Annotated in this window: 25 protein-coding genes and 1 tRNA gene; 17 read left to right on the top strand and 9 right to left on the bottom strand. The window is 70.1% G+C overall.

From position 1 onward, the window contains the following. Nucleotides 1-137 precede the first annotated feature (137 nt). Genes ACQPWW_RS33300 through ACQPWW_RS33285 form a run of 4 tightly spaced genes read left to right on the top strand, consistent with a single transcriptional unit; the run spans nucleotide 138 to nucleotide 3,623 of the window. Entirely contained in the window at nucleotides 138-650 is a 513-nt protein-coding gene (locus ACQPWW_RS33300; RefSeq protein WP_433127757.1) for a hypothetical protein, read from the top strand. Then, nucleotides 647-1,732, top strand: a complete 1,086-nt coding sequence (locus ACQPWW_RS33295; RefSeq protein ID WP_433127756.1) for a peptidoglycan-binding protein — start codon at nucleotides 647-649, stop codon at nucleotides 1,730-1,732. Before ACQPWW_RS33300 ends, ACQPWW_RS33295 begins: the two co-directional genes overlap by 4 nt. Continuing rightward, complete coding sequence (locus ACQPWW_RS33290; RefSeq protein ID WP_433127755.1) at nucleotides 1,729-2,424, top strand: ABC transporter ATP-binding protein; 696 nt, start codon at nucleotides 1,729-1,731, stop codon at nucleotides 2,422-2,424. The genes ACQPWW_RS33295 and ACQPWW_RS33290 overlap by 4 nt, the downstream gene beginning before the upstream one ends. Beyond that, nucleotides 2,424-3,623, top strand: coding sequence for an ABC transporter permease (locus ACQPWW_RS33285; protein WP_433127754.1), 1,200 nt, complete (start codon nucleotides 2,424-2,426; stop codon nucleotides 3,621-3,623). The genes ACQPWW_RS33290 and ACQPWW_RS33285 overlap by 1 nt, the downstream gene beginning before the upstream one ends. Before the next feature lie 164 nt (nucleotides 3,624-3,787). On the opposite strand, the gene deoD is transcribed toward ACQPWW_RS33285, so the two are convergent. Beyond that, the gene (deoD, locus tag ACQPWW_RS33280) at nucleotides 3,788-4,495 is read right to left on the bottom strand and encodes a purine-nucleoside phosphorylase (RefSeq protein WP_355052577.1); all 708 of its coding nucleotides are present in this window, start codon (nucleotides 4,493-4,495) and stop codon (nucleotides 3,788-3,790) included. 75 nt (nucleotides 4,496-4,570) lie between these two features. Between deoD and ACQPWW_RS33275 the strand changes: the two genes are divergently transcribed. The 3 genes from ACQPWW_RS33275 (at nucleotide 4,571) to ACQPWW_RS33265 (ending at nucleotide 6,711) form a co-directional block, all read left to right on the top strand. After that, a tRNA-Ser gene (locus ACQPWW_RS33275) sits at nucleotides 4,571-4,657 on the top strand. A 336-nt stretch (nucleotides 4,658-4,993) separates the two neighbouring features. Next, complete coding sequence (locus tag ACQPWW_RS33270; RefSeq protein WP_433127753.1) at nucleotides 4,994-5,587, top strand: hypothetical protein; 594 nt, start codon at nucleotides 4,994-4,996, stop codon at nucleotides 5,585-5,587. Beyond that, on the top strand, nucleotides 5,584-6,711 hold the full coding sequence (locus tag ACQPWW_RS33265; protein ID WP_433127752.1) for an NYN domain-containing protein: 1,128 nt from the start codon (nucleotides 5,584-5,586) through the stop codon (nucleotides 6,709-6,711). Before ACQPWW_RS33270 ends, ACQPWW_RS33265 begins: the two co-directional genes overlap by 4 nt. 42 nt (nucleotides 6,712-6,753) lie before the next feature. Here the strand turns inward: ACQPWW_RS33265 and ACQPWW_RS33260 are convergent, their stop codons facing one another. Continuing rightward, nucleotides 6,754-7,689, bottom strand: coding sequence for a TetR/AcrR family transcriptional regulator C-terminal domain-containing protein (locus ACQPWW_RS33260; RefSeq protein ID WP_433127751.1), 936 nt, complete (start codon nucleotides 7,687-7,689; stop codon nucleotides 6,754-6,756). Nucleotides 7,690-7,870: 181 nt separating this feature from the next. Between ACQPWW_RS33260 and ACQPWW_RS33255 the strand changes: the two genes are divergently transcribed. Further along, on the top strand, nucleotides 7,871-9,478 hold the full coding sequence (locus ACQPWW_RS33255; protein WP_433127750.1) for a carboxylesterase/lipase family protein: 1,608 nt from the start codon (nucleotides 7,871-7,873) through the stop codon (nucleotides 9,476-9,478). Between the two features lie 95 nt (nucleotides 9,479-9,573). Here the strand turns inward: ACQPWW_RS33255 and ACQPWW_RS33250 are convergent, their stop codons facing one another. Further along, complete coding sequence (locus ACQPWW_RS33250; RefSeq protein WP_433127749.1) at nucleotides 9,574-10,221, bottom strand: response regulator; 648 nt, start codon at nucleotides 10,219-10,221, stop codon at nucleotides 9,574-9,576. Further along, entirely contained in the window at nucleotides 10,209-11,429 is a 1,221-nt protein-coding gene (locus ACQPWW_RS33245) for a sensor domain-containing protein (RefSeq protein ID WP_433127748.1), read from the bottom strand. The genes ACQPWW_RS33250 and ACQPWW_RS33245 overlap by 13 nt, the downstream gene beginning before the upstream one ends. A gap of 109 nt (nucleotides 11,430-11,538) precedes the next feature. Between ACQPWW_RS33245 and ACQPWW_RS33240 the strand changes: the two genes are divergently transcribed. Both ACQPWW_RS33240 and ACQPWW_RS33235 read left to right on the top strand, forming a co-directional pair. Further along, nucleotides 11,539-12,687: a serine hydrolase domain-containing protein gene (locus tag ACQPWW_RS33240; protein WP_433127747.1), complete on the top strand. Its 1,149-nt coding sequence runs from the start codon at nucleotides 11,539-11,541 to the stop codon at nucleotides 12,685-12,687. A 41-nt stretch (nucleotides 12,688-12,728) separates the two neighbouring features. Next, a complete protein-coding gene (locus ACQPWW_RS33235) occupies nucleotides 12,729-14,279 on the top strand; it encodes an alpha/beta hydrolase (protein WP_433127746.1) in 1,551 nt (516 codons plus the stop codon). Between the two features lie 14 nt (nucleotides 14,280-14,293). Here ACQPWW_RS33235 and ACQPWW_RS33230 read toward each other — a convergent pair whose 3' ends face one another. Together ACQPWW_RS33230 and ACQPWW_RS33225 are read right to left on the bottom strand one after the other, a co-directional pair. After that, nucleotides 14,294-14,788: a hypothetical protein gene (locus ACQPWW_RS33230; RefSeq protein WP_433127745.1), complete on the bottom strand. Its 495-nt coding sequence runs from the start codon at nucleotides 14,786-14,788 to the stop codon at nucleotides 14,294-14,296. A 489-nt stretch (nucleotides 14,789-15,277) separates the two neighbouring features. Then, a complete protein-coding gene (locus ACQPWW_RS33225) occupies nucleotides 15,278-15,835 on the bottom strand; it encodes a hypothetical protein (protein WP_433127744.1) in 558 nt (185 codons plus the stop codon). 135 nt (nucleotides 15,836-15,970) lie between these two features. Between ACQPWW_RS33225 and ACQPWW_RS33220 the strand changes: the two genes are divergently transcribed. Next, nucleotides 15,971-16,597 (top strand): DUF1349 domain-containing protein, encoded by a 627-nt coding sequence (locus tag ACQPWW_RS33220; protein ID WP_433127743.1) that lies wholly within the window; start codon nucleotides 15,971-15,973, stop codon nucleotides 16,595-16,597. A gap of 34 nt (nucleotides 16,598-16,631) precedes the next feature. Then, nucleotides 16,632-18,005, top strand: a complete 1,374-nt coding sequence (locus ACQPWW_RS33215) for a serine hydrolase domain-containing protein (RefSeq protein ID WP_433127742.1) — start codon at nucleotides 16,632-16,634, stop codon at nucleotides 18,003-18,005. A gap of 101 nt (nucleotides 18,006-18,106) precedes the next feature. Here the strand turns inward: ACQPWW_RS33215 and ACQPWW_RS33210 are convergent, their stop codons facing one another. Together ACQPWW_RS33210 and ACQPWW_RS33205 are read right to left on the bottom strand one after the other, a co-directional pair. After that, nucleotides 18,107-18,298, bottom strand: a complete 192-nt coding sequence (locus tag ACQPWW_RS33210; RefSeq protein WP_433127741.1) for a DUF397 domain-containing protein — start codon at nucleotides 18,296-18,298, stop codon at nucleotides 18,107-18,109. Continuing rightward, complete coding sequence (locus ACQPWW_RS33205) at nucleotides 18,289-19,056, bottom strand: helix-turn-helix domain-containing protein (protein ID WP_433127740.1); 768 nt, start codon at nucleotides 19,054-19,056, stop codon at nucleotides 18,289-18,291. Before ACQPWW_RS33205 ends, ACQPWW_RS33210 begins: the two co-directional genes overlap by 10 nt. Before the next feature lie 200 nt (nucleotides 19,057-19,256). On the opposite strand from ACQPWW_RS33205, the gene ACQPWW_RS33200 reads away from it, so the two are divergent. Beyond that, on the top strand, nucleotides 19,257-19,499 hold the full coding sequence (locus tag ACQPWW_RS33200) for a flavin reductase (RefSeq protein WP_433127739.1): 243 nt from the start codon (nucleotides 19,257-19,259) through the stop codon (nucleotides 19,497-19,499). Between the two features lie 83 nt (nucleotides 19,500-19,582). Here the strand turns inward: ACQPWW_RS33200 and ACQPWW_RS33195 are convergent, their stop codons facing one another. After that, nucleotides 19,583-20,419 (bottom strand): class I SAM-dependent methyltransferase, encoded by an 837-nt coding sequence (locus ACQPWW_RS33195; RefSeq protein WP_433127738.1) that lies wholly within the window; start codon nucleotides 20,417-20,419, stop codon nucleotides 19,583-19,585. 104 nt (nucleotides 20,420-20,523) lie between these two features. On the opposite strand from ACQPWW_RS33195, the gene ACQPWW_RS33190 reads away from it, so the two are divergent. The 4 genes from ACQPWW_RS33190 (at nucleotide 20,524) to ACQPWW_RS33175 (ending at nucleotide 24,672) form a co-directional block, all read left to right on the top strand. After that, nucleotides 20,524-20,961, top strand: a complete 438-nt coding sequence (locus tag ACQPWW_RS33190) for a YbaB/EbfC family nucleoid-associated protein (RefSeq protein ID WP_433127737.1) — start codon at nucleotides 20,524-20,526, stop codon at nucleotides 20,959-20,961. Between the two features lie 88 nt (nucleotides 20,962-21,049). After that, nucleotides 21,050-21,709 carry a pentapeptide repeat-containing protein gene (locus ACQPWW_RS33185; protein ID WP_433127736.1) on the top strand — a complete coding sequence of 220 codons (660 nt, stop codon included), beginning with the start codon at nucleotides 21,050-21,052 and terminating at the stop codon, nucleotides 21,707-21,709. Between the two features lie 658 nt (nucleotides 21,710-22,367). Next, a complete protein-coding gene (locus ACQPWW_RS33180) occupies nucleotides 22,368-23,654 on the top strand; it encodes a DNA cytosine methyltransferase (RefSeq protein ID WP_433127735.1) in 1,287 nt (428 codons plus the stop codon). Further along, nucleotides 23,629-24,672, top strand: a complete 1,044-nt coding sequence (locus ACQPWW_RS33175) for a PmeII family type II restriction endonuclease (protein WP_433127734.1) — start codon at nucleotides 23,629-23,631, stop codon at nucleotides 24,670-24,672. Before ACQPWW_RS33180 ends, ACQPWW_RS33175 begins: the two co-directional genes overlap by 26 nt. The last annotated feature ends 158 nt before the right edge of the window (nucleotides 24,673-24,830 follow it).

The following is a 24,830-nucleotide window of genomic DNA, read 5'->3' as shown; positions in this document are numbered from 1 at the left end:
TCCATGGTGCTCGGGGTGCGGTAACGGCGGCATAACCGCCGACGGTAACGCCGTGGATACGTCCGCTGCCGTGCACTTGTGCCATGTTCGGCGAACCGCGCCGGACCCGAGCGGAAGCGGACACCATGCGACGACACATGCTCGCGATCCCTGTCCTGCTCGCCCTGGCGCTGGCCGGGTGCGGCGCGGGAGGCGACGACGGCGGCGGGGTCGCGACCGCCGGTGGGGCGAAGACCGAGGCCACGGCGAGCGGCACGCCGGTCAGCGACTCGGACCGGCAACTCGCCTTCGCCCGGTGCATGCGGGAGAACGGGGTGGATCTGCCCGACCCGGAGCCGGGCAGCCGTCCCGGCTTCCGGTTCGGCGCCGGCACGGACCGGCAGAAGGTCCAGGCGGCCATGGAGAAGTGCCAGGACAAGCTGCCCAACGGTGGGCAGGGACCGCAGCTCAACCCCGAGAAGGCGGAGCAGATGCGCGCGCTGGCCAAGTGCATGCGCGAGAACGGGGTGCCGGACTTCCCGGACCCGGACGCCGACGGGCGGGTCCGGATCGGGGTGGGGGACAACGCGATCGACATCGGCAATCCGGCCATGAAGGCCGCGCTGGAGAAGTGCCGGCAGCACGCGCCGCAGTTCGGGGGTGGCCGATGACCGGCGTCTCCCGACGCAGGCGGCTGCGCGCTGCCGTCATCGGCGGCGTCGTTCTGCTTGTCGCCGCCGTGGGCGTGAGCGCCGCTGTGGGTTTCGGCGGTGGCGGAGACCGTGCCGAGGCCGGCAGCGCAGCACCGGCCACCGCGAAGGTCACCCGGCAGACCCTCGCCGACTCGGAGACCGCCGAGGGTGAACTGGGGTACGGCGCGACGCGTAGGGCCACGGCGAAGCTCAGCGGCACCGTCACCGCGTTGCCGCCGACCGGGTCGACGGTGCAGCGGGGCCGGGCGCTCTACGCGGTCGACAACGAGGAGGTGGTGCTCCTCTACGGCGGGTTGCCCGCGTACCGGACCCTCGCCCCGGGGGTGGAGGGTGCCGACGTCACGCAGTTCGAGCGGAACCTCACGGCGTTGGGCTACACCGGCTTCACCGTCGACGACGAGTACACCGGCGCCACCGCCGACGCCGTCCGGGACTGGCAGGAGGACCTCGGCCTGGCCGAGACCGGTCGGGTCGAGCCGGGGCGGATCGTGTACGCCGACCGGGAGGTCCGGGTGGAGAGCCACCAGGCGGACGTCGGCGATCTCGCCCAACCCGGCCAGGCGGTGCTCGCCTACACCGGCACGAGCCGCCTGGTCACCGTCGAGTTGGACGTGGACGACCAGCGGCTGGCGAAGCGGAACGCGAAGGTCACGGTGCGGCTGCCGGACGCCCGGACGGTGGCGGGCACTGTCAGCACTGTCGAGACCGTCATCCAGGCCGGTACCGCCGGAGCCAACGGGCAGTCCGGCGACGCCGAGACGAAGATCGAGGTGACAGTCGCGGTCGCCGACCCGAAGGCGCTCGCCGGCTTCGACAAGGCCAGCGCCGACGTCGTCTTCACCGCCGCGGAGCGCAAGGACGTCCTCACCGTGCCGGTGTCGGCGCTTCTCGCGCTCGCCGAGGGCGGCTACGGCGTCCAGATCGCCGAGGGGGAGGCGAGCCAGGTCGTCGCCGTGACCACTGGGTTGTTCGCCGACGGCCGGGTGGAGGTCACCGGCGGGGACATCGCCGAGGGTACGACGGTGGTGGTGCCGACATGACCGGCGAGGTGATCGTCCTCGACCGGGTCAGCAAACGGTACGCCGGCGACGTCGTCGCGCTTGACGACGTGTCGTTGCGGATCGGCCACGGCGAGCTGGTGGCGATCGTCGGCCCGTCCGGGTCGGGCAAGTCGACGATGCTGCACCTGATCGGCACGCTGGACCGGCCGTCGTCGGGCAGCGTGCTCATCGACGGGTACGACGCGGCGAAGCTGACCGACCGGGAGTTGTCCGCCCTGCGGGCCACCCGGATCGGCTTCGTCTTCCAGCAGTTCCACCTGGCCCCCGGCGTGCCGATCGTGGACAACGTGGCCGACGGGTTGCTCTACTCCGGCGTACCCCTGCGGCGGCGGCGCGAACGCGCGGAGGCCGCGCTGGTCCGGGTCGGCCTGGGCCACCGGCTCGGGCACCGGCCGCACGAGCTCTCCGGCGGGGAACGGCAGCGGGTGGCAGTGGCGCGGGCCGTGGTCGGCGAGCCGGCGGTGCTGCTGGCCGACGAGCCGACCGGCAACCTGGACTCCGTGTCCGGCGCCGGGGTGCTGGAGCTGCTGCACGAGCTGCACCGAGCCGGCACCACAGTTGTGGTGATCACGCACGACCGGGAGATCGCGCAGGGGCTGCCCCGACAGGTGCGGATGCGCGACGGCGCGGTGCGGCACGACTCGGCCGGTACGCCGGGTGGGGTCGGCTGATGGCGACGTTGACCCCGGCCCGGCTGGGACCGGCGGACATCCTGCGGGTCGGCGGGGTGGGGCTGCGGACCCGCCCGCTCCGGGCGTTCCTCTCCGCGCTGGGCATCGCCATCGGTATCGCCGCGATGATCGCGGTCGTCGGGATCTCGTCGTCGTCCCGGGCGGAGCTGGACCGCGCGCTCGACGCGCTCGGCACCAACCTGCTCACCGTCGAGCCGGGCAACACCCTGTTCGGGGCGGACGCCCAACTGCCCGAGGAGTCGATCGTCATGATCGGCCGGATCGGCCCGGTGACCGAGGTGTCCGCGACCGGGCAGGTCGCCGACGCCAAGGTCTACCGTTCGGACCGGATTCCGGCCGCGGAGACCGGCGGCATCGCCACCCGGGCAGCCCGGCTGGACCTGCTCGGCACCGTCGGGGCCGAGCTGACAAGCGGTACCTGGCTCAACGAGGCAACCGCCCACTATCCGGCGGTGGTGCTCGGTGCCACCGCGGCGCAACGGCTCGGGATCATCGCGGCCGACCCGCAGGTGCAGGTGTGGTTGGGTGGGCGGGCGTTCACAGTGGTCGGCGTCCTCGCCGCCGCGCCGCTCGCGCCGGAGCTGGACACCTCGGCGCTTGTCGGCTGGCCGGCGGCGGCCGACTACCTGGGCTTCGACGGGCACCCCACCACGGTCTACACCCGGGCGCAGGAGTCACAGGTCGAGGCGGTCCGCTCGGTGCTCGGCGCTACCGCCAACCCGGAAGCGCCGAACGAGGTCGAGGTGTCCCGTCCCTCGGACGCGCTCGCCGCCGCCGAGGCGACCGACGACGCGTTCACCGGCCTGCTGCTGGGCCTGGGCGCGGTCGCCCTGCTTGTCGGCGGGGTCGGCGTGGCGAACACCATGGTGATCTCGGTGCTGGAACGGCGGGCCGAGATCGGCCTGCGCCGTTCGCTCGGCGCGACCCGTGGCCAGGTACGGACCCAGTTCCTCGCCGAATCGCTGCTGCTCTCCGCGCTCGGTGGGATCGGCGGCGTGGTGCTGGGCATCCTGGTCACCACGGGGTACGCGTTCTCCCAGGACTGGCCGACAGTGGTGCCGGCCTGGGCGATGCTCGGCGGGGTGGCCGCGACCCTGGTCATCGGCGGTTTCGCGGGCCTCTATCCGGCGGTGCGGGCGGCCCGCCTCGCGCCGACGGAGGCGCTGGCCGCGGTCTGACTGGGCAGGCGGGCCGGCCTGGTGCGGCGGCCTGGGCCGGCGCGGGCCGGCCTGGTGCGGCGGCCTGGGCCTGGCCTGATGCCGAAGAGCGGTATGCCTCAGAGGAATATTTATACCCCTGAGTCATACCGCTCTCGGCGGTGACACCGCCCCGTCGGGACGGGTCAGGCGATGATCGTGTCCAGGGCGATCTCGACCATCTGGCTGAAGGTCTGCTCCCGCTCCTCGGAGGTGGTCTTCTCGCCGGTCTTGATGTGGTCGCTGACGGTCAGCACGGTGAGCGCGCGGGCCTTGAACCGGGCGGCGATCGTGTAGAGCGCCGCCGACTCCATCTCCACCGCCAGCACGCCGTAGTCGGCGAGGGTGTCGTAGAGGTCCGGCCGGTCCGTGTAGAAGGCGTCCGCCGCCAGGATCGGCCCGACGTGCATGGTGATGCCGCGCCGCTCGGCCACCTCGACCGAGGTACGCAGCAGCCCGAAGTCGGCCACCGGGGCGTAGTCGATCAACCCGTCGAAGCGCATCCGGTTCATGTTCGAGTCGGTGGACGACCCGATCGCGGCCACCACGTCGCGCAACTGGAGGTCGGTGCTGAGGGCCCCGCAGGAGCCGACCCGGATCAGGGTCTTCACGCCGTACTCGTTGATCAGCTCGTGGGCGTAGATGGAGGCCGACGGCATGCCCATGCCGGAGCCCTGGACGGAAACGTCGACGCCGTTCCAGCGGCCGGTGAAGCCCAGCATGCCCCGAACCGTCGAGTAGCAGGTGGCGCCCTCGAGGTAGGTCTCCGCGATCCACTTGGCCCGCAGCGGGTCGCCCGGCATCAGGACCCGCTCGGCAATCTCGCCCGGCTTCGCGCCGATGTGCGTACTCATGGCAAAGATCCTGCCAGGCCGGCCTGGGCGATACCGGTTCGGCGTCCGAACCGGCGGTCCTGTACCCTCGTCGGCGGTGGCGTGTCCGAGCGGCCTAAGGAGCACGCCTCGAAAGCGTGTGAGGGTTAACGCCCTCCGAGGGTTCAAATCCCTCCGCCACCGCTCATGAAGTGCAGAAACGCCCGGTTGATCCGCGAGGATCAGCCGGGCGTTTTCGGTTGGTTGCCCCAGGTCAGAGGCCCGACTGGTCGGCGTAGTTGCCGGTGGCGATGTCCCACGAGAGGCAGTCCCAGTAGCTGTCTCCGATCACCGCCGGCGCGTCCCATTCGGCGATGATCCGCTGCATCTCGCTCTCGGCGTCCTCCCAGCGCGGCTGAGTGAGTGCCCGCGCCGGCTCCCTTGCGGAGGGGACGCGGCTGGCTCGCCGGAGGGATTCGGTCGTCTCGGCGGGTGGTGATGCTGAAACGCGTCAGCGACGGATGGTCGGGAAGGAACGACGTGTTCAGATCTGGATTGCGTGCGACGACGTTGGCGGCGGTTGTGGTGGCGGGCGTGGTGGCGGCGCCAGCCGTCGCCCAGGCCCAGCCCGGGGCGACAGGCGCTGCCGCCGGGCGGTCGATGGTCGTCGGGCTGGGGCATTTCGTGTACGACGAGCCGAACACGGAGGGGCACCGGATCTGGTTCGGCGTCCAGGCGGTGGCGGCCTCCGAGGGATCGGCGCACGGTCGGTTTCTGTACCGGCACGAGCTGGCGGACGGCGCGCTGGTGGCGCAGGGATGGGCCGACGTGACGTGTCTGCGGGTCACCGGAAACGTCGCGCTGTTCACCGCGATCGTCCCGGAGGGGCAGGGCGCTGCGAAAAACCACGGCTTCTACGTGAAGATCATCGACGCGGGTCGAGGGCCGGACCAGATCGTCGACGCTCAGGCGACGAACGGCAGCGAGCGACCGCCCACCGGCTGCTTCGATCCCGAGACGGACCTTCCTCCGGGCTCGCCAACGCGACCCCGGTACCCGGTTCTCGCTGGCGGATACGCCGTACATGCCGCCACGGTTCCCCCATTGGAGCGCCGGGAACGGCCGCTGCCGTGAGGTGGCGGTGGTGGGCGCACTGGCCGACCTGGTCCGGGTACGCGGCCGCGGCCTTCTCGCTCGTGTACGGCGGGTTGGGGCTGTACTGGTGGGCCGGCGGGGACGGGTTCCCGTTCGCGCCGACCCATGAGGACCGGGCGTCGGGTTCGATCCTGGAAGGTAGCCGCGTCGAGGTCGTCGCGCCGATCATCGCCGTACTCGGGCTGGCTGGCGCGGTCATCGCGCTGGTGATGACGCGACGTGCCCGACCCGGTCGGATGTCCGTGGGGCTGGCTGTCTTCGGGTGGGTGATGGCGGGCGGGCTGGTCCTGATCATTCCCGACTACACCCTGCTCGTCCTCGTGGCGTTCGCGCCGCTGCTGTTGGTCTTCGCCTTCACCGGCGTGCCCGGCGAGCAGGGCGGTATCGGTGACATCCTCTACTGGCACCGGACGAACCTGATCATCATCTTTGTCGGTGGTCTTCTGTGGGCCGCCGCCACCGTCGCCTACCGTCGGCGGGTCCGCGCGGCCTGTGCCCACTGCGGTCGCCGGCACGGGGGCGGTGACGGGCCGTCCCGGCAGACTCTGCTGCGGTGGGGCAGGTGGGCCGTCGTGGTCGCCTGCCTCGCCCCGCTGCCCTACGAGATCACCAGAATCGCCTGGGCTCTCGGGTTCCCGCTCGGCGTCCCCCCGGACTTCCTGCGGATGATGCAGGACACGCCGGGGATGCTTGCGGTCGGGCTCGGCTGCGCGGTGGCGTCAGTGCTGGGTGGGGTGCTCACCCACGGTCTGGTGGCGCGGTGGGGCGAGGTCTATCCCCGCTGGATCTGGTTCGGGGCCGGCAGACGCGTCCCGCCCGCTCTCGCCATCGTCCCAGCGTCGGTCGTCGCGGTGACGATCATTCCGGCCGGGCTGATGTTCCTCTGGACGCCCGAGGCCCGGGGTAGCTGGGCGGTGCACGTTCCGAGCCTCTTCTGGATCGCGTGGGGGGTCGGGCTCGGCGTCGCCACCATCGCCTACCACCTGCGCCGACGCGGGGCCTGCCGCCGCTGCGGTCTGGGTCACCAGCTGGACGGCCAGGTCACCGAGAACGCGGCCGTTCGGGAGCAGGTGGCGGTCGGCGGGCGCGGAACCGCGGGTTAGCGACCCGCCTGGGCAGGTGCGGCCAGGAGCGAGCCGGCTCCGTCATCGTTCGAGCAGCCCCGCCACCCCGTCGAGCAGGCGTTGCAGGCCGAACTCGAAGAGGCTGTCGACGTTGAGGTCGATCTCCGACCGGGACAGCCGCGCCAGGTGCGGAAACTCGCCGGCGGTGAGCAGACCGCCCAACACCTCGGCCTGCGTCACCATCCACTCGTCGTCGGTCAGACCGGTGTCCTGTTCCGCCTCGGCCCCCTGTTGCAGGTTCACCGCCGTCCCGCGTACGTGATTGGCCAGGGCAACCACCAGATGGAGCTGGGTGTGCTGGTCCAGGCCGTGCCCGGCGAGGGCGCGCAGCGCCCACTCGGTGTGCGCGACGGCGTGCGGCGCCATCAACGGACGGGTCAGCGAGATCACCTGGGCCAGCCAGGGATGCTGGCGGTAGATCGACCACTGAAGCCGGCAGAGCAGCTCCAACTGGGCTCGCCACCCGACCGGGAGCGTGCGGGGCAGACGGTGGGCGGCGAACGCGGCGTCCGCCATCAGCAGCAGAAGCTGCTCCTTGCCCCGCACCTGCCGGTACAGCGACATGGTCGGCACGTCCAGTTCGGTGGCGATACGCCGCATGCTCAGCCCGGCCAGCCCCTCGGCGTCGGCGATCTCGGTGGCGGTGCGTACCACCTGGTCGCGGGTCGCCCCTCGGGCCGGGCGCTGACGTGCGTCGACCCGTGCGGCCCGACCGGCCGGCGTCGACCCGGGGCCGGTCACCACCATGCCGACGCCGGGCACCGCCCGGACCAGTTCGTCCTGACGGAGCAGGGTGAGGGCGCGGCTGGCGGTCGCCATGGCGACCCCCCACTCCCGGACGATCTGGCGGGTCGACGGCACCCGGTCACCGGGGCTCAACTCGCCCGCGGTGATGCGCCGCCGCAACTCCCCGACGATGCGCAGATAGGGAGGAATGGACTCGTCGAACTCGGTCACGGTGCGCCTCCCGGCGGTCGCCAGTGACCGTAGCGCACTAGTGCGCCGACAGTCGCCCCCGTCACTGGCCTCCGGTCGCACGGCCGGCGTACTAGAGCTCTCTGGGCCAACGGTTGATGGATCGGCATGCTCACCGCAGGCGGCTCGTACGCCGTACCGGCTTCGACGAATGAGGAGAGTCATGACCAGGATCCCGTACTCCCGGTGGGCCGTCGCGATGGTCGCGGCCACGCTCGTCGGGCCGGCGCTGGCCACCGGCCCGGCCGCGGCGGCCGACGACCGCCGCAGCGTGGCCGTCGTCCGAACCGACCAGGGCGCGGTACGCGGCACCGTCGCGGCGGACCACCTGTCATTCCAGGGCATTCCGTACGCGCGTCCGCCGCTGGGCGCGTTGCGTTGGGCCCCGCCGCAGCCGGGTCCGGTCTGGACCGGTGTCCGCGACGCGACGAGGCCGGGTGCTGCCTGCGCCCAACTGCAGGGGCTGCCGATGGACAGTGCCTCGACGGCCGAGGACTGCCTCAGCCTGAACGTCACAACCCCGCGTACCGCCGCGCGAACGCCCCGACCGGTGATGGTGTGGCTGCACGGCGGGGACTTCCGGTTCGGCAGGGGAGACGTGTACGACGGGCAGCGACTGGCGGCCGACGGCGACGTCGTCGTGGTCACTGTGAACTACCGGCTCGGCGCGCTCGGGTTCCTGGCGCATCCGGCGCTGGCCGGTCCCGGTGGGGTCACCGGCAACTTCGGCTTGCAGGATCAGCAGGCCGCGCTGCGGTGGGTGCGGCACAACGCGGCGGCCTTCGGAGGCGACCCGGGCAACGTCACTCTGTTCGGCCAGTCCGCCGGGGCGACAAGCGTCTGCGCGCACCTCGCCGCACCGGGCTCCGCCGGCCTCTTCCACCGCGCGATCCTGCAGAGCAACTCGTGCGCCAACCCGGTCCAGACCCGGGCCGAGGCCGCCAGGGCGGCAGAGGAGTTCGCCCAGAACATCGGCTGCACCGACCCGGGTACGGTCGCCGACTGCCTGCGTGGGCGGGACCCCGCCCGGTTGGTCGAGACGGCCGGCTACCCGGGCGCGGGTGTCGACCTCGGCCCGGTCGTCGACGGTCGTACGTTGCCGGTGGACCCGGCCGCCGCGCTGGCCACCGGGCGGCTGAATCCGGTGTCGGTGCTGACCGGGATGAACCGCGACGAGTCCCGCCTCGTGGTGTGGGGCATGGAGCACAGCGGGCTGAACTGCCCGCAGCCGCAGCCGGGGGATGGGTCCGAGTCGTGCCCGCTCACCGACGACCAGTACCGGGACCAGGTACGCGGCATGTTCGGTGACCGGGCGGAGCAGGTGCTGGCCCGCTATCCCCGCACCGAGGGCCAGTTCGCCAGCGAGACGTTGGGGGCGGTGCTGACCGACCACGACTACGCCGAGCCGATCTACTCCGCCGCGTTGGCTTTCGCCCGCCAGGTGCCGACGTACCTGTACGAGTTCGCTGACGACGACGCCCCGTTCTTTGCCGAGGGGCCGGAACCGACCTTCCCCGCCGGGGCGTACCACTGCGCGGAACTGCCGTACCTGTTCGCTGTCGACTACGCCGAGGCGCTCACGCCGGCCCAGCAGCGGCTCGCCGACGAGATGGTCCGGGTCTGGAGCGACTTCGCCCGGACGGGTCGGGCGGATTGGCCGCGACTGCGCGGTGCCGCGCCGTACGTGCGGGTGTTCGCCGATGGCAGGGCGTCGGGCACGACGACCTTCGCCGCGGCCCACTCGTACGACTTCTGGCGGTCGTTGCGCTGATGTCGTCGCCCGGCCGGGTGCGACGGGCGGGCCGGTCCTCGGTTGACCGGCCCGTTCACCGGCCAGGGTCGTTGCTCACCGGCTGCGGTCGTTGCTTATCGGCCTGGGTCGTTGAGGAAGGTGAGCACGGCGGCGACGCGGCGGTGCACGTCGGTGTCGGGCGGTAGGTCGAGCTTGGTGAAGATGTTCCCGATGTGCTTGCTCACCGCGCGTTCGGTGATCACGAGTTGCGCGGCGATGCCGGTGTTGGTGCTGCCTCCCGCCATCAGCGCGAGCACCTGGCGCTCGCGTGGGGTGAGGCCGGCGAGCGGGCTACGCCGGGCGGCGACGAGTTGGGCCACGACCTGGGGATCGAGCACGGTGCCGCCGGCGGCGACCCGACGCAGCGCGTCGAGGAACTCCTCGACCCGGGACACCCGGTCCTTGAGCAGGTAACCGACGGCGCCCTGCCCGTCGGCGAGCAACTCGGTCGCGTAGGCGCGCTCCACGTACTGGGACAGCAGCAGCACCGGAAGCCCCGGGTGTTGCCGGCGGGCGGTCAACGCGGTCCGGAGCCCTTCGTCGCGGAACGTGGGTGGCAGTCGGATGTCGACGATGGCGACGTCGGGCCGCTGCCGGTCAATCGCCGCGATGATGTCGTCCGGCGAGTCCACCGCGGCCGTCACCTCGAAGCCGGCGGTGCTGAGCAGCAGGTTGAGCCCTTCCTGGAGCAGGATGTTGTCTTCGGCGATCAGGACGCGCACGGCAACTCCACCCGCAGCACTGTCGGCCCACCGACGGGGCTGCTCAGCTCGACCCTGCCGTCCAGTGCCGCGACCCGACGGCGGATGCCGGTCAGGCCGGTGCCTGTCGCTGTCTGTGCGCCGCCGACGCCGTCATCACTCACGTTGACCACGAGCTGGCCCGCCCGGTGTTCGACCCGCAGGTCGCCGCCTGTCGCTCTGCTGTGTCGGGCGATGTTGGCAAGCGCCTCCGCGACGACGAAGTAGGCGGCGCTTTCCAACGCCGCAGGCAGTCGTTGCAGCGGGGCGACCCGGACCGTGAGCGGCACCGGACAGTCGGCGGCGAGCGCGTGCACCGCACCGGGCAACCCGCGGTCGGCGAGAATCGGCGGATAGATGTTGCGCACCACCGCCCGCAGCTCGGCCAGCGCGGCCTCGACGTTCGTCCGGGCACGCTCGACGAGCTGGTCGGCGAGCGCGGGGTCGGCGGCTCGCCGACTTTGCGCGACGCCGAGGTGGATGGCGATCGCCACCAGCCGGGCCTGGGTGCCGTCGTGCAGGTCGCGCTCGATCCGTCGGAGCTCCGCCGCGTGGGCGTCGAGCGCACCGGCCCGGGTGGCGGTCAGTTCGCTGACCCGGCGTTCCAACCGGCTCCGCGACGACGGCGCGAGCGCCGTCCGGGCGGCCCGCGCGTACGCCACACCGAAGGCCGGAACGGCCCACCGTAGGAGCGTCATCGCGGCGAGCGCGAGCAGGGGCGGCACCAGCAGGGCCTCGGCCCAACTCGTGATGGGAACGACGAAGGTGAGCGGTGTCTCGACCGGCGCGATCCACCAGGTCAGCGGCACGATCAACCCGCCCAGCGCGATCAGCCAGAGCAGCAGCACACCGGCCGTGAGCGGCACACCGGCGACGGCGTGCACGGCCAGCCAGGCCGCACTGCGGTAGGTGACCGGATGCCCCGCGGCGGTAGGCGGCCGGGCGGCCGGCGCTGACCCGGGCGCCCGGGGCCCGGCCAGGGCCAGCGCGACGAGCAGTCGGTGCGCGCGGCGTCGCTCCAGGCCGGCGAGCGACCCGAGGAAGCGCACGGCCGGGGTCCGCAGCATGACGCCGACCAGGACGAGGCTCAGCCCGAGTGCCCCGGCCAGCGCGCCGATCGCGACCGCCGCGACGAGCGCGGTGGCCCCGCCGGTCACCAGGTACGTCGTTGCGAACCATGCCCGTCGCATCGCCATATTCTGCGTCCACAACGGAGGCGGGGCAGTGTAGCCAGCTACACCATCGGTTCGGGTCTCTGCTCCCTCGTCGGCGCATCCGGCCGTCCCTAGCGTCGATGGCATGAGAAAACCGCTACGCCTCGGCGTGCTCGCCGGCGTTGTTCTGCTCGCCGTCGGTGGTGCGAGTGCGCCGGCTGCGGCCCACCGACCAGGGCGCTGGTGTTCCAGTCGGCCGGCGACGACCGCCGCGCTGCACGACCTGACGACCACCCACCGGCTGGCCGGCGCGGCCATCGAGGTGCAGGGGCCCGACTGCGGTCGGTGGTCCGCCGCCAGCGGTCGGGCCGACCTGCGAACGGGCCGGCCGATGCGCGTGGACGAACGGATCAGGATCGGCAGCTCCACCAAGACGTTCACCGCGACCGTTGTGCTGCAACTCGTCGCCGAGGGCCGTGTGGGGCTGGACGCCCCCATCGAGACGTACCTGCCGGGCCTGGTGCGGGGCAACGGGCACGACGGCCGACGGATCAGCGTGCGCGATCTGCTGCGGCACACCAGCGGCCTGCCCGACCACGTCGACGCGCTCGACTGGGACCACGTGGATCGATGGCGGTACCAGAGCTTTTCCCCGGGCGAGCTGGTCGCCATGGCACTGGCCCAGCCAGCGCCCGGCGCCGGCTGGCACTACTCGACCACCAACTACGTCCTCGCCGGCCTGATCGTCGAGCGGGTCACCGGCCGCGACATCGGCGTGGAGATCACCCGGCGGATCATCGGCCCGTTGGGCCTGAGCGACACCTACTGGCCCGGTGACTCGGTGCGAATCCGGGGGGCGCACCCGCGCGGCTACGCGTTGGCCGGTGCCGAGCGACGGCGAGATATGACCGAGTTCAACATGTCGTACGGCGGGGCCGGTGGGGCGCTCGTCTCGACCCTCGCCGACCAGAATCGCTTCTTCGCCGCGCTGTTCGGCGGGCGGCTGCTGGACCCCGTCCGCCTCGCCGCGCTGACCCAGACCGTCCCGGCCGACCCGGACCGGCTGTGGCCCGCCGCCCGATACGGGCTCGGGATCATCTCGACGCCGCTTGCTGACTGTGGCGGATCCCTGTACTGGGGTCACGGCGGGACGACGCCGGGTTTCCGCACCCTGGGCGGCGTCACCGCCGACGGTCGACGGGCACAGCTCGTCGTGAACGACGAACCAGCGTCGTACGAGAGTTGGCAGGCGTTGTCGGCGACTCTCCACGCCGCTCTGTGTGAGGCCCGGTGAGCCGCCGCCGGGTGGGCTTCCCGACGACAAGGGAGACGAGAATGACCTGGAATGCTGTGATCACCAGTGCGGCGCGGACGATGGCGGCGTTGGCCGCCGTCACCGTCACCGTCACCGCTGCGGCGGGTCCGGTGCGGACCGATGCCGACGGGCTGACCGGCTACGAGCGACAACGACTGTCCTGGCACACCTGTCAGCGGGATTCGGCAGATCAGGCCGGTGCGGAGCTGGATCAGGCCGGCGCGAGCTGCACCGAGCTGACCGTGCCGCTGGACTACGCCCGCCCGCGCGGCGCCACGATCACCCTCGCGCTGTCCCGGCTCGCGGCCACCGACACCGAGCATCGGGTCGGGGCTCTGCTGCTGAACACCGGGGGTCCCGGGGCGCCGGGGATGTCGGATGTCCTGCCGGTGCGGCAGTGGTTGGGTGACGTTGGGGCGACGTTCGACCTGATCGGGTTGGACCCGCGGTTCGTCGGTCGCAGCACCTCACTGGACTGCGGCTGGCCAACCGGCACCTTCAGCCGCTCGGCCGGGCCGGACCGCGCGTCCTTCGACCGGCTGATCGCCTACGAGCGGGATCTCGCTGCCCGGTGCGCTCGTCGCAGTGGTGACCTGCTGCCGTACGTCACCACCCGAAACACGGCCCGCGACATGGATCTCCTGCGGGCCGTGCTCGGCGAGTCGAAGCTGTCCTACCTCGGCTACTCCTACGGCACGTACCTCGGCGCGGTTTACCTCCAGATGTTCCCCGAGCGCGCGGATCGGGTCGTTCTGGACAGTGCCGTCGACCCGGCGGCGTACGGCGCGAGGGTGCTGCGTGAGGCCGGGCCCGCCAACGAGGTCGGCCTGCGTGACTGGGCGGACTGGGTGGCCCGGCACCATGACCGGTACGGCCTGGGCAGCACCGGCCAGCAGGTGCTGGCCGTCGTGGACGGGATCTGGGCCGCCGCGACCCGCCGTCCGCTGCGGGTGGGCGACTACCAGGTCGACAGGCAGTCGCTGCCGTTCCTGCTGCTCAACCGGCTCAGCGACGACCGGGACGAGACCCACGCGGATCTCGCCCAGACGGTTCAGGTGCTTCGGCAGGCCGCGACGACGGGATCGGCGACACCCACCGCGTCGTTGGCGGACACGCTGTCGTTTCTGCTGACCGGCGGCGAGTCGGCGACGGGCAGCGTGCAGGCCGCGATCCTCTGCGGGGACGTGCCGGTGTCCCGCGATCCGGGGGACTACTGGCGGGACATTCGTCAGCATCGCGCCAGCGAGCCCCGGTTCGGGGAGTTGACAAGGGCGATCACCCCGTGTGCGTTCTGGCCGCAGGGGCCACGGGAGCGGCCGACCGTTGTGCGGAACGCCGTGCCCGCGCTGATCGTGCAGTCCACCGGGGACACTCGGACGATCTACCGGCACGGCCAGGCGATGCACCGGGCGTTGACCGGCTCCCGGCTGCTCACCCTGCGCGACGCTCGGATCCATGGCGTCTTCGGCAACTACGGCAACGCGTGCGTGGACGGGACGGTCATCGCCTACCTCGCCGACGGCAGGTTGCCGGCCGACGACCTCGACTGCGCCGGCGCCGCGTCACAGTGATTCGTCTGCGCCGGTCAGCATGGGCCCGCACCCTCCTCGAAGAGGCGGCGGGCCCAGTCGGCGTACCCGGCGATGGTTTTTCGGACAGTGCTCCCGTCGTGCAGGAACAGGTACGCGCGGTCGCCGCTGCGGGCGAGCAGCCCATCGAGGCGGTGTGTCCCCTGTGGAGCGCGCAGTCGGGTGACAAGCGGGTAGCGGGCCCAGACCTGGTCGATGGGCGATCCGGCGGTGATGCCCTCCGGTGTCCGCATCGGGTCGCCGACCCAGAGCAGCACCAGTTTGTCCTCCATGAAGACCGGGCTGACCGTGTCGTGGCCGGCGAGTGTCGGCCCGCAGGCGTCCAGATTGGTCAGCAGGATGCCCCGTTGGGTCAGCTCCTCCTCGGTGTCGCCGAACTCGATGTTGCGCAGGCCGTTCAGGTCAATGATCTCCACGCTGCCGGCGGGCCGGCCGTCCGGGATCTGCCCGGTCGGCGGCACTCCGCTGCCAGCAATCGAGGCAGCCGTCATCAGCGTGGCAATAAACGCAAATTGTCGCAATTTCATGGAATCCCCCAGTCCCCAACGGAACGCGGGCGTTCAGGTTGCTGCCGGTCCCCGTATTTCTGGGCGGCCGGTCGTGCGCGTCCGCGCCGGCCGACCGTCGAGCCGGCGATCGCCCCCGGAAAGCCCGGTTCCGTCGAGGAAGTGGCCTGGACAAGCGGTGCGGATCGTCCGGGCGTTTCCAGGTGTGTCAGGGCAGGGTACGGATTCGCAGGGTCAGGCCAGGAGGGCGAACACGCCCGCCCCCGCCATCCAGATCCGTGCGCCCCGTCCCGTGCGTGCTGCTCGGCTCATCGTTCCCCGTCCGTGCATCCGATAGGTGATCCGGGCCGGCATCGAGATCATGGCCCGCCGACCAGAAGGCGCTGCGGAGGGGCACAAGCGTTACGCGGATTCGTCGGGATCATCGACCGCCATCACGGTGCGTAGCGCGCCGGGCCGGGACAGCTCAGGCGGTCAGCGGTCTTCCTCCCACTGCTCGACCAGCTCATCCCAGTAGTCGGCGCTGAGTCGACGCCGCCCGTGCGCCAGCCAACCCTCGGTGTTCCGTTCCAGGTGCAACCCCAGCTCGGCGAACGGGTCGATCCACTCGCCAGGCTCGACACCGAGCCGGGTCAGCGCCGCATTGATCGGCCACTGCCCACGCGGCGCGTCCAACACGTCGTCGAAGCGTGGACCCCACGACAGCGTTCCGCCCAGCCACACCGCCGCCGACTGGTAGCCGGCGCCACCGCCGAACTCCGCCTCCAGGTACGCCACCGGCCCCGCCTCCGACCATCGGGTCAGCGACTCGGCAAGCGTCGGCGACAGCACCAGGCCGAAGGGGTGCTCGGCGCTCCGGTCGTCCGTTGCGAAATCCGGCAACGACCCGGTCAACTCCACCACCAGCTGCGGCGTGACAGGCAACAGCCCGAAATCCTGGCGCAGCTCGCCGAGGACCGCGTAATCCAGCTCGGCGGTCTGCTCACGGAGCAGTTCGGCGTCCGCGACCACCGCGCTGAGCTGGTAAGTCATCGAACCCTCCGCCGTCCACAGCCTGTGGATAGAACATGTGTACGACGGTTGCCGGGCTGGTCGCCGTCGATTCCCGGACCGTACCCGGCCAGCGGCGACGGATTCGCCGCCGGGACCCGTTGTACCGTCCTGGTCATGGCCGACCCACTCACCGTCCCCGGTATGCCGTCGCCGCTCACGCCCTCGCCCGAGGGGCTCTGGCGGGTGGACGAGACGACAGGTGCGGTGACGGTGGCCGCGCAGCCGCGTACCGACATCTTCATCGACCCCAGCGGTGGCGGCGTCGACGCGGCGCCCGTCCTCAACGCGGCGACACTGCTCGGTGACCTGCCGCCGGAGGGCGACTTCCAGTTCAGCGCCCGGGTCAGCGTGGCCTTCGCCGCGACCTTCGACGCCGGGGTGCTCCTGCTCTGGCGCGACGAGCGGTGCTGGGGCAAGTTGTGCTTCGAGTTCTCACCCGAGGGTGAGCCCATGATCGTGTCCGTCATCTGCCGAGGCGTCGCCGACGACGCGAACGCCTTCGTCGTGGCCGACCGCTCGGTGTGGCTGCGCGTCTCGCGGGCCGGTCGGGTCTACGCGTACCACGCCTCGGTCGACGGTCGGACCTGGCAGTTGATCCGCGTGTTCAGTTTCGACGGCGAGACGTCAGGCGATCGGATCGGCTTCGCCGGCCAGTCGCCGACCGGCGACGGATGCGGCGTGACCTTCGACGAGGTCAGCTTCCGGCCGGAACGCCTCGCCGACCTCCGCGACGGCTCCTGACGCAGGCCCCGACACCGCCGGTAGGTTTGCCCGCATGTCACCGATCCCGACACCGCTGCTACCCGAAACCCGCCGTGCGCTGGTACACCGGCTGGCCACTGGTCAGGTGGCGGGTAGGGCGCCTTCGGTCGTCGCTGCCGTGGTGCGTGATGGCCGTCCTGTGTGGGTGGACGGGTGGGGAGCGGTGGACGGCAGGGTGCCGGACGGCGACGTCCAGTACCGGATCGGTTCGATCACCAAGACGTTCCTGGCGGTGCTGGTGCTGCGCCTGCGCGACGAGGGGCGGATCGCGCTTACCGACCCGCTGGCCGAGCACCTGCCCGGCACGGCGGCGGGCCAGGCCACGGTCGGCGCCCTGCTGGCGCACACCGCCGGGCTGATTGCTGATTCGCCCGGCCCGTGGTGGGAACGAACGCCGGGCGCGCTGCGACCCGACCTGGCCGACGTGCTGGGCAGCGATCCGCAGGTGCATCCGGCCGGTCAGCGCCACCACTACTCCAGTCCCGGCTACGCCCTGCTCGGCGCGCTGGTGCAGCGGGTTCGTGGCCAGGCGTGGGGCGAGGTGCTGCGGCGCGAGGTGCTGGAGCCGCTCGCGATGACCCGTACCACAATGCTGCCGGTCGCGCCGCACGCGACGGGCTGGGCGGTGCATCCCTGGGCCGACGTGTTGCTGGCGGAACCCGCCGTGGACACCGGCCTGATGGCGCCGGCCGGGCAGCTTTGGTCGACCGCGACAGACCTGGCCAGGTTCGCCGCGTTCCTCATCGACGGCGATGAGCGGGTGTTGCATCCGGACACCGTCGCGCAGATGCGCGCCCCGGCGAGTCCATCGGAGGCGACGGACTGGGACACCGCCTACGGGCTCGGCATGCAGCTGCTGCGCCGCGACGGCCGGCTGTTGGCCGGGCACACCGGCTCAATGCCGGGCTTTGTCGCGAGCGTGTGGGTCAGCCCCGATGACGCGCTGGGCGCGGTCGTGATGGGTAACGTGACCGCCGGCCTGTCCGCCGGTGCTCTCGCCGCTGACCTGCTGGAGACGGTCGCCGAGCGGGAGCCGCGGATCCCGGCGCCGTGGTGCCCGCTGCCCTCGGTCGACCCGCAGCTGCTGGATCTCGCCGGCCCGTGGTACTGGGGGCCGGCCCCCTACGTGCTGCGCCCGCAGGCTGACGGCTTCGTGGAGCTGGCACCGTTGTCCGGCGGGCGCGGCACCCGGCTGCGCCCCACCGGCGACGGCGGCTGGGAGGGAATCAACGGCTACTTCGCCGGCGAGCGGCTGCGGGTGCAACGCGACGCAGCTGGCGCCGTCAGCCACCTCGACCTTGGCACCTTTGTCTTCACCCGGCAGCCCTACGACCCCGCGACGACAGTGCCCGGCGGTGTCGACCCGGCCGGCTGGCGAGCTGGCTGATCTCACCGATCTCGGCAAACCCGGAAGTCGCCCACACCGGCGAGCGTGCCGCCGTCCACAGCCTGTGGATAGAACATGTGTACGACGGGCTCCGGGTCCGGTCAGATTCGCATGGCGAGCCGGCTGACGAACGCGCGCCAGGTCGCTGGCGCGAAGGTGAGCGCCGGGCCGCTCGGGTCCTTGGAATCCCGTACGCCGATGACGCCGGGCAGGTTGTCGGCGACCTCGACACACGCGCCACCGTTGCCGCTGCTGCGGCTGCTCTTGCGCCATCGGGCGCCGTTCAGCTCCATGACTCCGCCACTTCCCTCATCAGATCGACCGACTGCCGGTGGGACAGCGCCTCCCCGCGCACGTTCTCCCATGCCGCCATCATGGCCGCGATGTCCTCGGGGTCGCTAGCGACTTGTCCCTGGAGTTGGTTGTCGAGGTAGCCGGCGACCCGGTGGTCATGACTGTGCGCGATCACGAACGGCCCGTTCAGGCCGGCGTACGCGCCGACCGCGCTGGGCACGACGTGCACCCGGATGTGCGGCTCGGCGCACGCCGCGACGACTGCCAACAGTTGCTCGCGCATCGTCGACCCGCCGCCCACCGGGCGACGGATGATCGCCTCGTCGATCACCGCCGTGAACTGCGGCGGGTCGTCGCGCTTGAGCACGCCCTGCCGGCCGAGTCGGACCGTGAGATGCCGCTCGATGTCACCCCGGGGGATCAGGCCCGCGCCGCTCAGCACCGCCCTGGCGTACGCCTCGGTCTGCAACAACCCCGGCAGGACGGTCGACTCGAACCAGCGCAGCGACACCGCCTCCCGCTCGATTTCCTGCCACGGACGAAACCAAATGGGGTCACGACGTCTTGAAGTGTCCGGCCAGATGTCCGACACGTCCTTGTGGAGGGCCTCGGCCGCCGCCAGGCGGTGCCGAGGGTGCGGGATGCGCCCTTCGGCCAACCACCGCCCCACTGTCTTCGGGTCGACGCCGACGGTCTCGGCGAGAGATTCGGCGGTGTGTCCGGTGTCGCTGAGCGCCATCCGCAACGCGTCGTTCACGGCCCCTCCATCGAGATGTTTCGAATATCTGAGGACCATATCGCTACGGGGTGTATCTGTCCGGTGACGCACCCAAGAGTGGTCTGCAGAAGACGGCGCGACCGGTGGAGGCGCAGCAGCCCGGCGGTGGGCGTCAGTCAGCGGGTCGCCCCGGCGGGGAGGGCGGGGCGACCCGCTTCCACAGCGAAGGAGGCCCGCCCATGCCCCGCCGCCGCCACCGGAACCACCTACCGACCCGACCCACCTGGCGCTGCGCGGCGTGCGGCATCGCCTGGCCCTGCTCGGCGGCGAAGCTGCGGTTGCTCGGCGAGTACCGGCATGACCGGCTGGCGTTGACTATCTACCTGGCGACGCTCCAGGCCGAGGCCGGCGAACAGCTACCCGAGGTGGAACCCGCCCGGCTGAGCGAACGCTTCCTCTCCTGGGCCCGCTCCCGTGGTTGAGCGGCCGTTGTTTCCCCTGGCCCCGCTCCCGTGGCTGAGTGGCTGTCTGCTCTGCTGGGGTCGCTCCCGTGCGCGGCCGACCGTCAGGGTCGCCAGATCGTCATCGTGATGTCCCGTCGCCGCTCGGCGAAGCGGCCGTCTCGTGCCGCCGTCGTCAGGAGTTGGCGCAGCTCCGCCGAGAAGGCCGGAAGCCGGTCGCCGAACAGGTGCGGTGCCGAACTGGACAGTGAGAACACCGCCGAGGCGACCTCGTCCACTGAGCGTTCCACGACGATCCCCTGCTCGACATTGATCCGGGTGGGGTCGGTGAAGCCCGCCCCGAGCATGATCTCGGCCTCGCCGGAGGGGGTGCCCGCTGGCAACAACCCCTGGCCAGCCCGACGGACCGGCCCCAGGTAGGTGGCGACCAACTCGTCGATCTGCGGCCAGGGTGCGCGGGGGTACGGCAGTGGGTCGTCCCCCAGGACGCCCTGATGCGTGGTGGCGCCGACGTGCACCCAGGCCCCGTCCGGCGTGAGCATGTCGCGGACCCGACGCGCCACGAGCGGGCGATCCATCCAGTGGAACGACTGGGCGAACGTGGCCACCCGGAAGACACCCAGATCGGCGGGCAGGGCCTCGGCGCGCAGGTGTCGCCACTCGACGTTCGTCACCCCGACGCCGTCAGCCCTGCGCCGCCCCTCGGCGAGCATGTCCTGGTCGGCGTCGACGCCCACCGCCGCCTCGAACAGGGGCGCGAGCAGCAACGTCAACGATCCGGGCCCACAGCCCACGTCCAGGAGTCGACCGGTGCCGTCGAGATCGAGCGCGTCACGGAGGGCGTCGGCGAGACCTGGTGGGTAGGGCAGCCGCCCGACGCTGTAGTGGCGGGCGCTGCCCGCGTACAAGGTCTCGTCCCACTGCCACGTCGTCTCGGTCACGACGTCGATGAGACCACAGGGCGTCTCGCCTGGACGGTTGCGACAGCCGGCTCATGTTAATCTCCCCCAGCTCACATGATCACCTTGAGCGACCGAGGGGACACATGACTGCCGAGGTGCCACACACGGGCGGGCTGCTGGATCCGGACGGCGCGATGGATCGGCTGGCGGAGTGGAAGGGACGCCTGGACCAGTTGGCGACCGCCACCGACGCGATGAGCGAGCGGGTCCAGGAGTTACGGGTGACCGTCGCCGACGGCAACGGGCTGGTGGAGGTCACTGTCGACTCCGTGGGGGCGCTCGTCGACCTACGGCTCGGCCAGCGGATCCAACGGGTCGCACCGGACGTCGTCGCCAGGACGATCATGAGCACCATCGACCTGGCCAAGCGCCAACTGGCCGACCGCGCTCAGGAGATCATCGGCGAGACCCTGGGGACCGATTCGCCAGCGGCGCGGGCCATCGCCGAACGCGTCGGGCAGCAGTTGCGCGAGGCCAACCCCGCGGTGGACGGCCCGGACGAGCAGCACGACCGGTGGTGACCGCCGGCCGGTTGCCGAGCGCATCTGCCGACATCCGGTCGCGGGTCGCCGACCGTCCGGCGTGCGACGGCACTGTGGTGTTCGACAGATGAGCACGTACGGGCGGACCAGCGGCGACGTTCGGTGGCCGGTCAGCCCCGACGCTCGGGCAGCGCTCGCGGAATGGTTCGCCGATTCTTCCGCTGGGGCGTACCTGTCGGGTGACTCTCTTGATTTTCGCGGTGCGGACCTCAGCCGCCTCGACCTCACCGGCGCCTACCTCGCCAGTGCCCACCTGGTCGGCGTGCGGTTCGAGGACGCCAACCTCGGCGACGCCAACCTGACCAACGCCGAGGCGCGGGGCGCGGACTTCTCCCTCGCCGACCTGGCCAAGGCGGACCTGGTCGGCTGCGCCGCGGGCAATGCCCGGTTCCGTTCGGCCCGGTTGTTCGCGGCGCACCTCGACGACGCCGTGCTGGACGGTGCCGATCTCAGCCACGCGGTCCTCAACTCCGCCAAGCTCTACGGAACGGGACTGCGCGACGCCAACCTTGAGTACGCCAGCCTGCGCTGGTGCACGCTCGGCGGCCCGAGCATGCCGACCGTGCTGAGCGGGGCGCGGATGGCCGGCTGCCAGCTCGACGGCGCGACCGGGGCTGTTGTCGGCCCGGTCTTCGTCGACGAGGGCGCGACCCGGTCCCTCGGTGGTGTGGATCTCGAAGCGTGGCTCTCGGCGCAGGGCGCGGAGAGTGTCCGGGTGGTGGGCTGACGCCGGCACAGAGACGACTCAGGGCCGGTCCCCGTGGGGCCGGCCCTGTCGTTCGTGCAGCTCAGGCGAGCGGAGGATACGAGATTCGAACTCGTGAGGGTGTAAACCCAACACGCTTTCCAAGTCTGTCGTCTCGCGTCCGCCGAGAGCTGGCGCCGTACGGAGCAGCAGCGCTGTCGTATCGCACGAGCTGGGCGGATAACCTTGAACGTGGCCGAACGAGACGACAACTGAGACGGCTGCCCTCCCACGCTTCCAAGGCTGCGAGCCTCTGGCCACCGAGGTCCCGAACTGTCCTTGACCTGTTTGTCCGTTCTCCGCCGAACGCCGGTGACCGGCTTCGCACGGCGGTGAACGAGACCAGATCTGAGACCAACAGTAGGGCTGCCTCCCACACCCGCCGACCTGCCCGCCCGTGACCGCGTGCCGTGGCCCACGTCACGTCTGCGGCACTAAGGCGACGAACCACAAAGTCGCGTTGACGGCTAACGATCGCGGAGCGTAACTCATTCCGACACGCTGAGTCTCCGCCGAGCAGCTGTCCGTGTTGATGAGTGGCGCTGTCGCCGGCTCAAGGTAAGTTCGGATCATTCTGGGGAAGATGAGGTTAGACGACACCGTGACGAAGACAGCTTCGAGGGTAGGGACCGGCACTCCGGTGACGTGCGACGACTGGCGCTTCGTGTCGCTCTTCTCTGGGGCTGGCGGACTCGACGCAGGGCTAGAGGCCGCTGGATGGATTCCGATTGCACAGGTCGAGATGGACAAGGATGCGGTCGGGACTCTAGAGCTTGCCGCTCGACGCAGAGAGAAGACCGAGGGCGCAGTCGAGACGAAAATCTATCCTGAGCGTATCGAAGATATATCGCCTCAAAAAATTCGCGAAGAGTTGCATTTAGATCGTGGCGAGCTTCCCCTAATGGCAGGCGGCCCCCCTTGTCAGCCATTCACCACGCATGGCCTACGGCTGTCTATCAGCGATGCGCGGGCGTCTGGTGTTTGGCCCGCTTATCTTACCTATGTCGACGAATTCCTTCCTAAGGCGCTTCTCATCGAGAACGTTGATGGACTCTTGTCTGCGGCTCTGCGCCATAGGCCTCTGAATCGTCGCGGCAAAGGGCATGATGCTCTCGCGTTGGAGGAACAGAAGGGGTCATTCCTTCTGTGGTTAGTGCGAGAACTTGTGAGCCGAGGCTACACATTAACATGGGGGGTGGCTGAAGCAGCAGACTACGGGGTTCCTCAGCTTCGTCAACGCTCGATAATCATTGGTGTGCGGTCAGATCGTCCATGCTTCTTGCCCCCCAGACAATTCGGCGGCGATGGACAGAAGCCTTACCGCACTTTGAAGGACGCTCTCGCTTCGCTGGAGTCGTTGGGGGCGGTGCAGCCGTTGAGCGAACGCAAGCGCCGCGTGTACGAAAACGTGCCGCCAGGGGGGAATTGGCGGAATTTGCCAGCGGAGATGCAGCGGGAAACGATGGGAGCGGCGCACGTCGCAACAGGAGGTAAGAGCGGATGGTGGAGGAGACTGGCGTGGGATCAGCCGGCACCGACCATTCTGGGTATGCCTGACCACAGTTCAACGGCGTTGATTCACCCCGCAGAGGTTCGATGCCTGTCCGTGCTGGAGTGCGCTGCTGCTCAATCCTTCCCGCCGGGCTATGAGGTCGCCGGCAACCCGCGATCGCAGTACCAGCAGATTGGGAACGCTGTTCCTCCACTGCTGGGCGAGGCCGTCGGTGGCCAGCTGCGGCGGTATTTCCTCGGGGAACCCCAAGTCGAGCCTGAAGAGCCAGCCTGGCGGAAGACATCGGCCAATCGCCGCATCGGAACCCACGGCTGGGTGACTGCCGGGCCTGGCAAAGCTCCCTCCCTGACCCTTAAGGTGAAAGTACGACCCGATCATGTTTGGTCCCATGTCGCGGAGAATTTCCTTGCCTGAAGATCCTGAGAACGTAGCGATCACCGATGCGGAGATCGTCACCAGCGTCCGTCAGCGAGCCGGTTTACTCGGTCGCAACGACGGGCCATCTGACGCGCATATCGTTCAAGGCGTCAGGGGATTCGCGCGGGAGTTTACGTACTGGTACGGACGTGTACTAGAGGAAGCCATCCCGAAGTTTCATAATCTCGTAACTTCGCGAATTAACCCGATGATTCGGGGAATGGAGTACGAGGGTCTTCCGCTGGCGGAAGTGGTGCGCGGGTTGGTCGGTGATTACGCAAGGCGAAATTACGTTACCGCCGGCGGTTGGGCCATCGAGCAACTAGCCATCGCCGGCAGTCCTCGACTGCACAAGTCCAGCGCTGCGGGGATTGATGCCGAGTGGCACGAGGCTGGAGCGACGCCGGTATCTAACCTTTATGTCATCAAGAGCGGGACCGTCACAAGGAATTCCGACATCTTGAAGGCGTTGAAGTCGCACGGCCAAGAGGCGCAGAAGCGCCTCATCCAGACCAACAAAAAGGCCGTCGTCCGGGTCCACTACGTGGTCACGGCGGGCCGCCGAAAATCCGGTTACGAGGATGGCGTATATAGGCCGTCGTCAGCGGAGTTCTGGGCTCAAGCATTCGCACTCGAGAACGAGAAGGAAGCTGTAGATCTCGCACTCGCGATGTCCCAGCAGGCCGGCGAGTTGCTCAAGCAGTCAGATGCTGCGACTCATATTCGTGGCATGGAAAGTGCGGTGGCGGCATATCTTGCGAATCCAGCAAGTCCGGCCCAGGTTGACTGGGAGTTCTTGGCTCAATTCAATATGCTAAAAGATCCTGAGCTAGAGAAAGACCACAAGAACCGCTTAGCGAGGGCCAAAGCCGCAGTCATGAAAGCGGGACATAAGTGGCCCTCCGGGCGAAAAAGTAAAGATTCGGAACTCGCCTCCGATCTCGCTAATGCCGCCGCTTCGCTAAGCCCGGAAGGCTCGGTGGATCTGCTCGAATTGCTACCTCAACAAGAATAGTCTTCGGTGGTCCACAGGCGGTCCCGCCAGTTAACCCTGGGCGTGGAAAGCACCGCGGAAATAGCTCAAACCATGATGGAGCACTCAAAAACGGGCCAGCTATGGGATGACTGCACAGCAAGGGCGAGGCCTGTCAAGGCCTAGCCGATACCCGACAC

Source organism: Micromonospora sp. CA-240977 (genome assembly GCF_050942285.1).
Taxonomy (GTDB): Bacteria; Actinomycetota; Actinomycetes; order Mycobacteriales; family Micromonosporaceae; genus Micromonospora.
This window is presented reverse-complemented; position numbering and strand designations above follow the sequence as displayed.

What these genes read in the sequence shown, in the direction of transcription:
- ACQPWW_RS33300 (WP_433127757.1), top strand. Translation starts at nt 138, where the DNA reads ATGCTCGCGATCCCTGTCCTGCTCGCCCTGGCGCTGGCCGGGTGCGGC.
- ACQPWW_RS33295 (WP_433127756.1), top strand. Translation starts at nt 647, where the DNA reads ATGACCGGCGTCTCCCGACGCAGGCGGCTGCGCGCTGCCGTCATCGGC.
- ACQPWW_RS33290 (WP_433127755.1), top strand. Translation starts at nt 1,729, where the DNA reads ATGACCGGCGAGGTGATCGTCCTCGACCGGGTCAGCAAACGGTACGCC.
- ACQPWW_RS33285 (WP_433127754.1), top strand. Translation starts at nt 2,424, where the DNA reads ATGGCGACGTTGACCCCGGCCCGGCTGGGACCGGCGGACATCCTGCGG.
- deoD (WP_355052577.1), bottom strand. Translation starts at nt 4,495, where the DNA reads ATGAGTACGCACATCGGCGCGAAGCCGGGCGAGATTGCCGAGCGGGTC.
- ACQPWW_RS33255 (WP_433127750.1), top strand. Translation starts at nt 7,871, where the DNA reads ATGACCAGGATCCCGTACTCCCGGTGGGCCGTCGCGATGGTCGCGGCC.
- ACQPWW_RS33245 (WP_433127748.1), bottom strand. Translation starts at nt 11,429, where the DNA reads ATGCGACGGGCATGGTTCGCAACGACGTACCTGGTGACCGGCGGGGCC.
- ACQPWW_RS33240 (WP_433127747.1), top strand. Translation starts at nt 11,539, where the DNA reads ATGAGAAAACCGCTACGCCTCGGCGTGCTCGCCGGCGTTGTTCTGCTC.
- ACQPWW_RS33235 (WP_433127746.1), top strand. Translation starts at nt 12,729, where the DNA reads ATGACCTGGAATGCTGTGATCACCAGTGCGGCGCGGACGATGGCGGCG.
- ACQPWW_RS33230 (WP_433127745.1), bottom strand. Translation starts at nt 14,788, where the DNA reads ATGACGGCTGCCTCGATTGCTGGCAGCGGAGTGCCGCCGACCGGGCAG.
- ACQPWW_RS33225 (WP_433127744.1), bottom strand. Translation starts at nt 15,835, where the DNA reads ATGACTTACCAGCTCAGCGCGGTGGTCGCGGACGCCGAACTGCTCCGT.
- ACQPWW_RS33220 (WP_433127743.1), top strand. Translation starts at nt 15,971, where the DNA reads ATGGCCGACCCACTCACCGTCCCCGGTATGCCGTCGCCGCTCACGCCC.
- ACQPWW_RS33215 (WP_433127742.1), top strand. Translation starts at nt 16,632, where the DNA reads ATGTCACCGATCCCGACACCGCTGCTACCCGAAACCCGCCGTGCGCTG.
- ACQPWW_RS33210 (WP_433127741.1), bottom strand. Translation starts at nt 18,298, where the DNA reads ATGGAGCTGAACGGCGCCCGATGGCGCAAGAGCAGCCGCAGCAGCGGC.
- ACQPWW_RS33200 (WP_433127739.1), top strand. Translation starts at nt 19,257, where the DNA reads ATGCCCCGCCGCCGCCACCGGAACCACCTACCGACCCGACCCACCTGG.
- ACQPWW_RS33190 (WP_433127737.1), top strand. Translation starts at nt 20,524, where the DNA reads ATGACTGCCGAGGTGCCACACACGGGCGGGCTGCTGGATCCGGACGGC.
- ACQPWW_RS33185 (WP_433127736.1), top strand. Translation starts at nt 21,050, where the DNA reads ATGAGCACGTACGGGCGGACCAGCGGCGACGTTCGGTGGCCGGTCAGC.
- ACQPWW_RS33175 (WP_433127734.1), top strand. Translation starts at nt 23,629, where the DNA reads ATGTCGCGGAGAATTTCCTTGCCTGAAGATCCTGAGAACGTAGCGATC.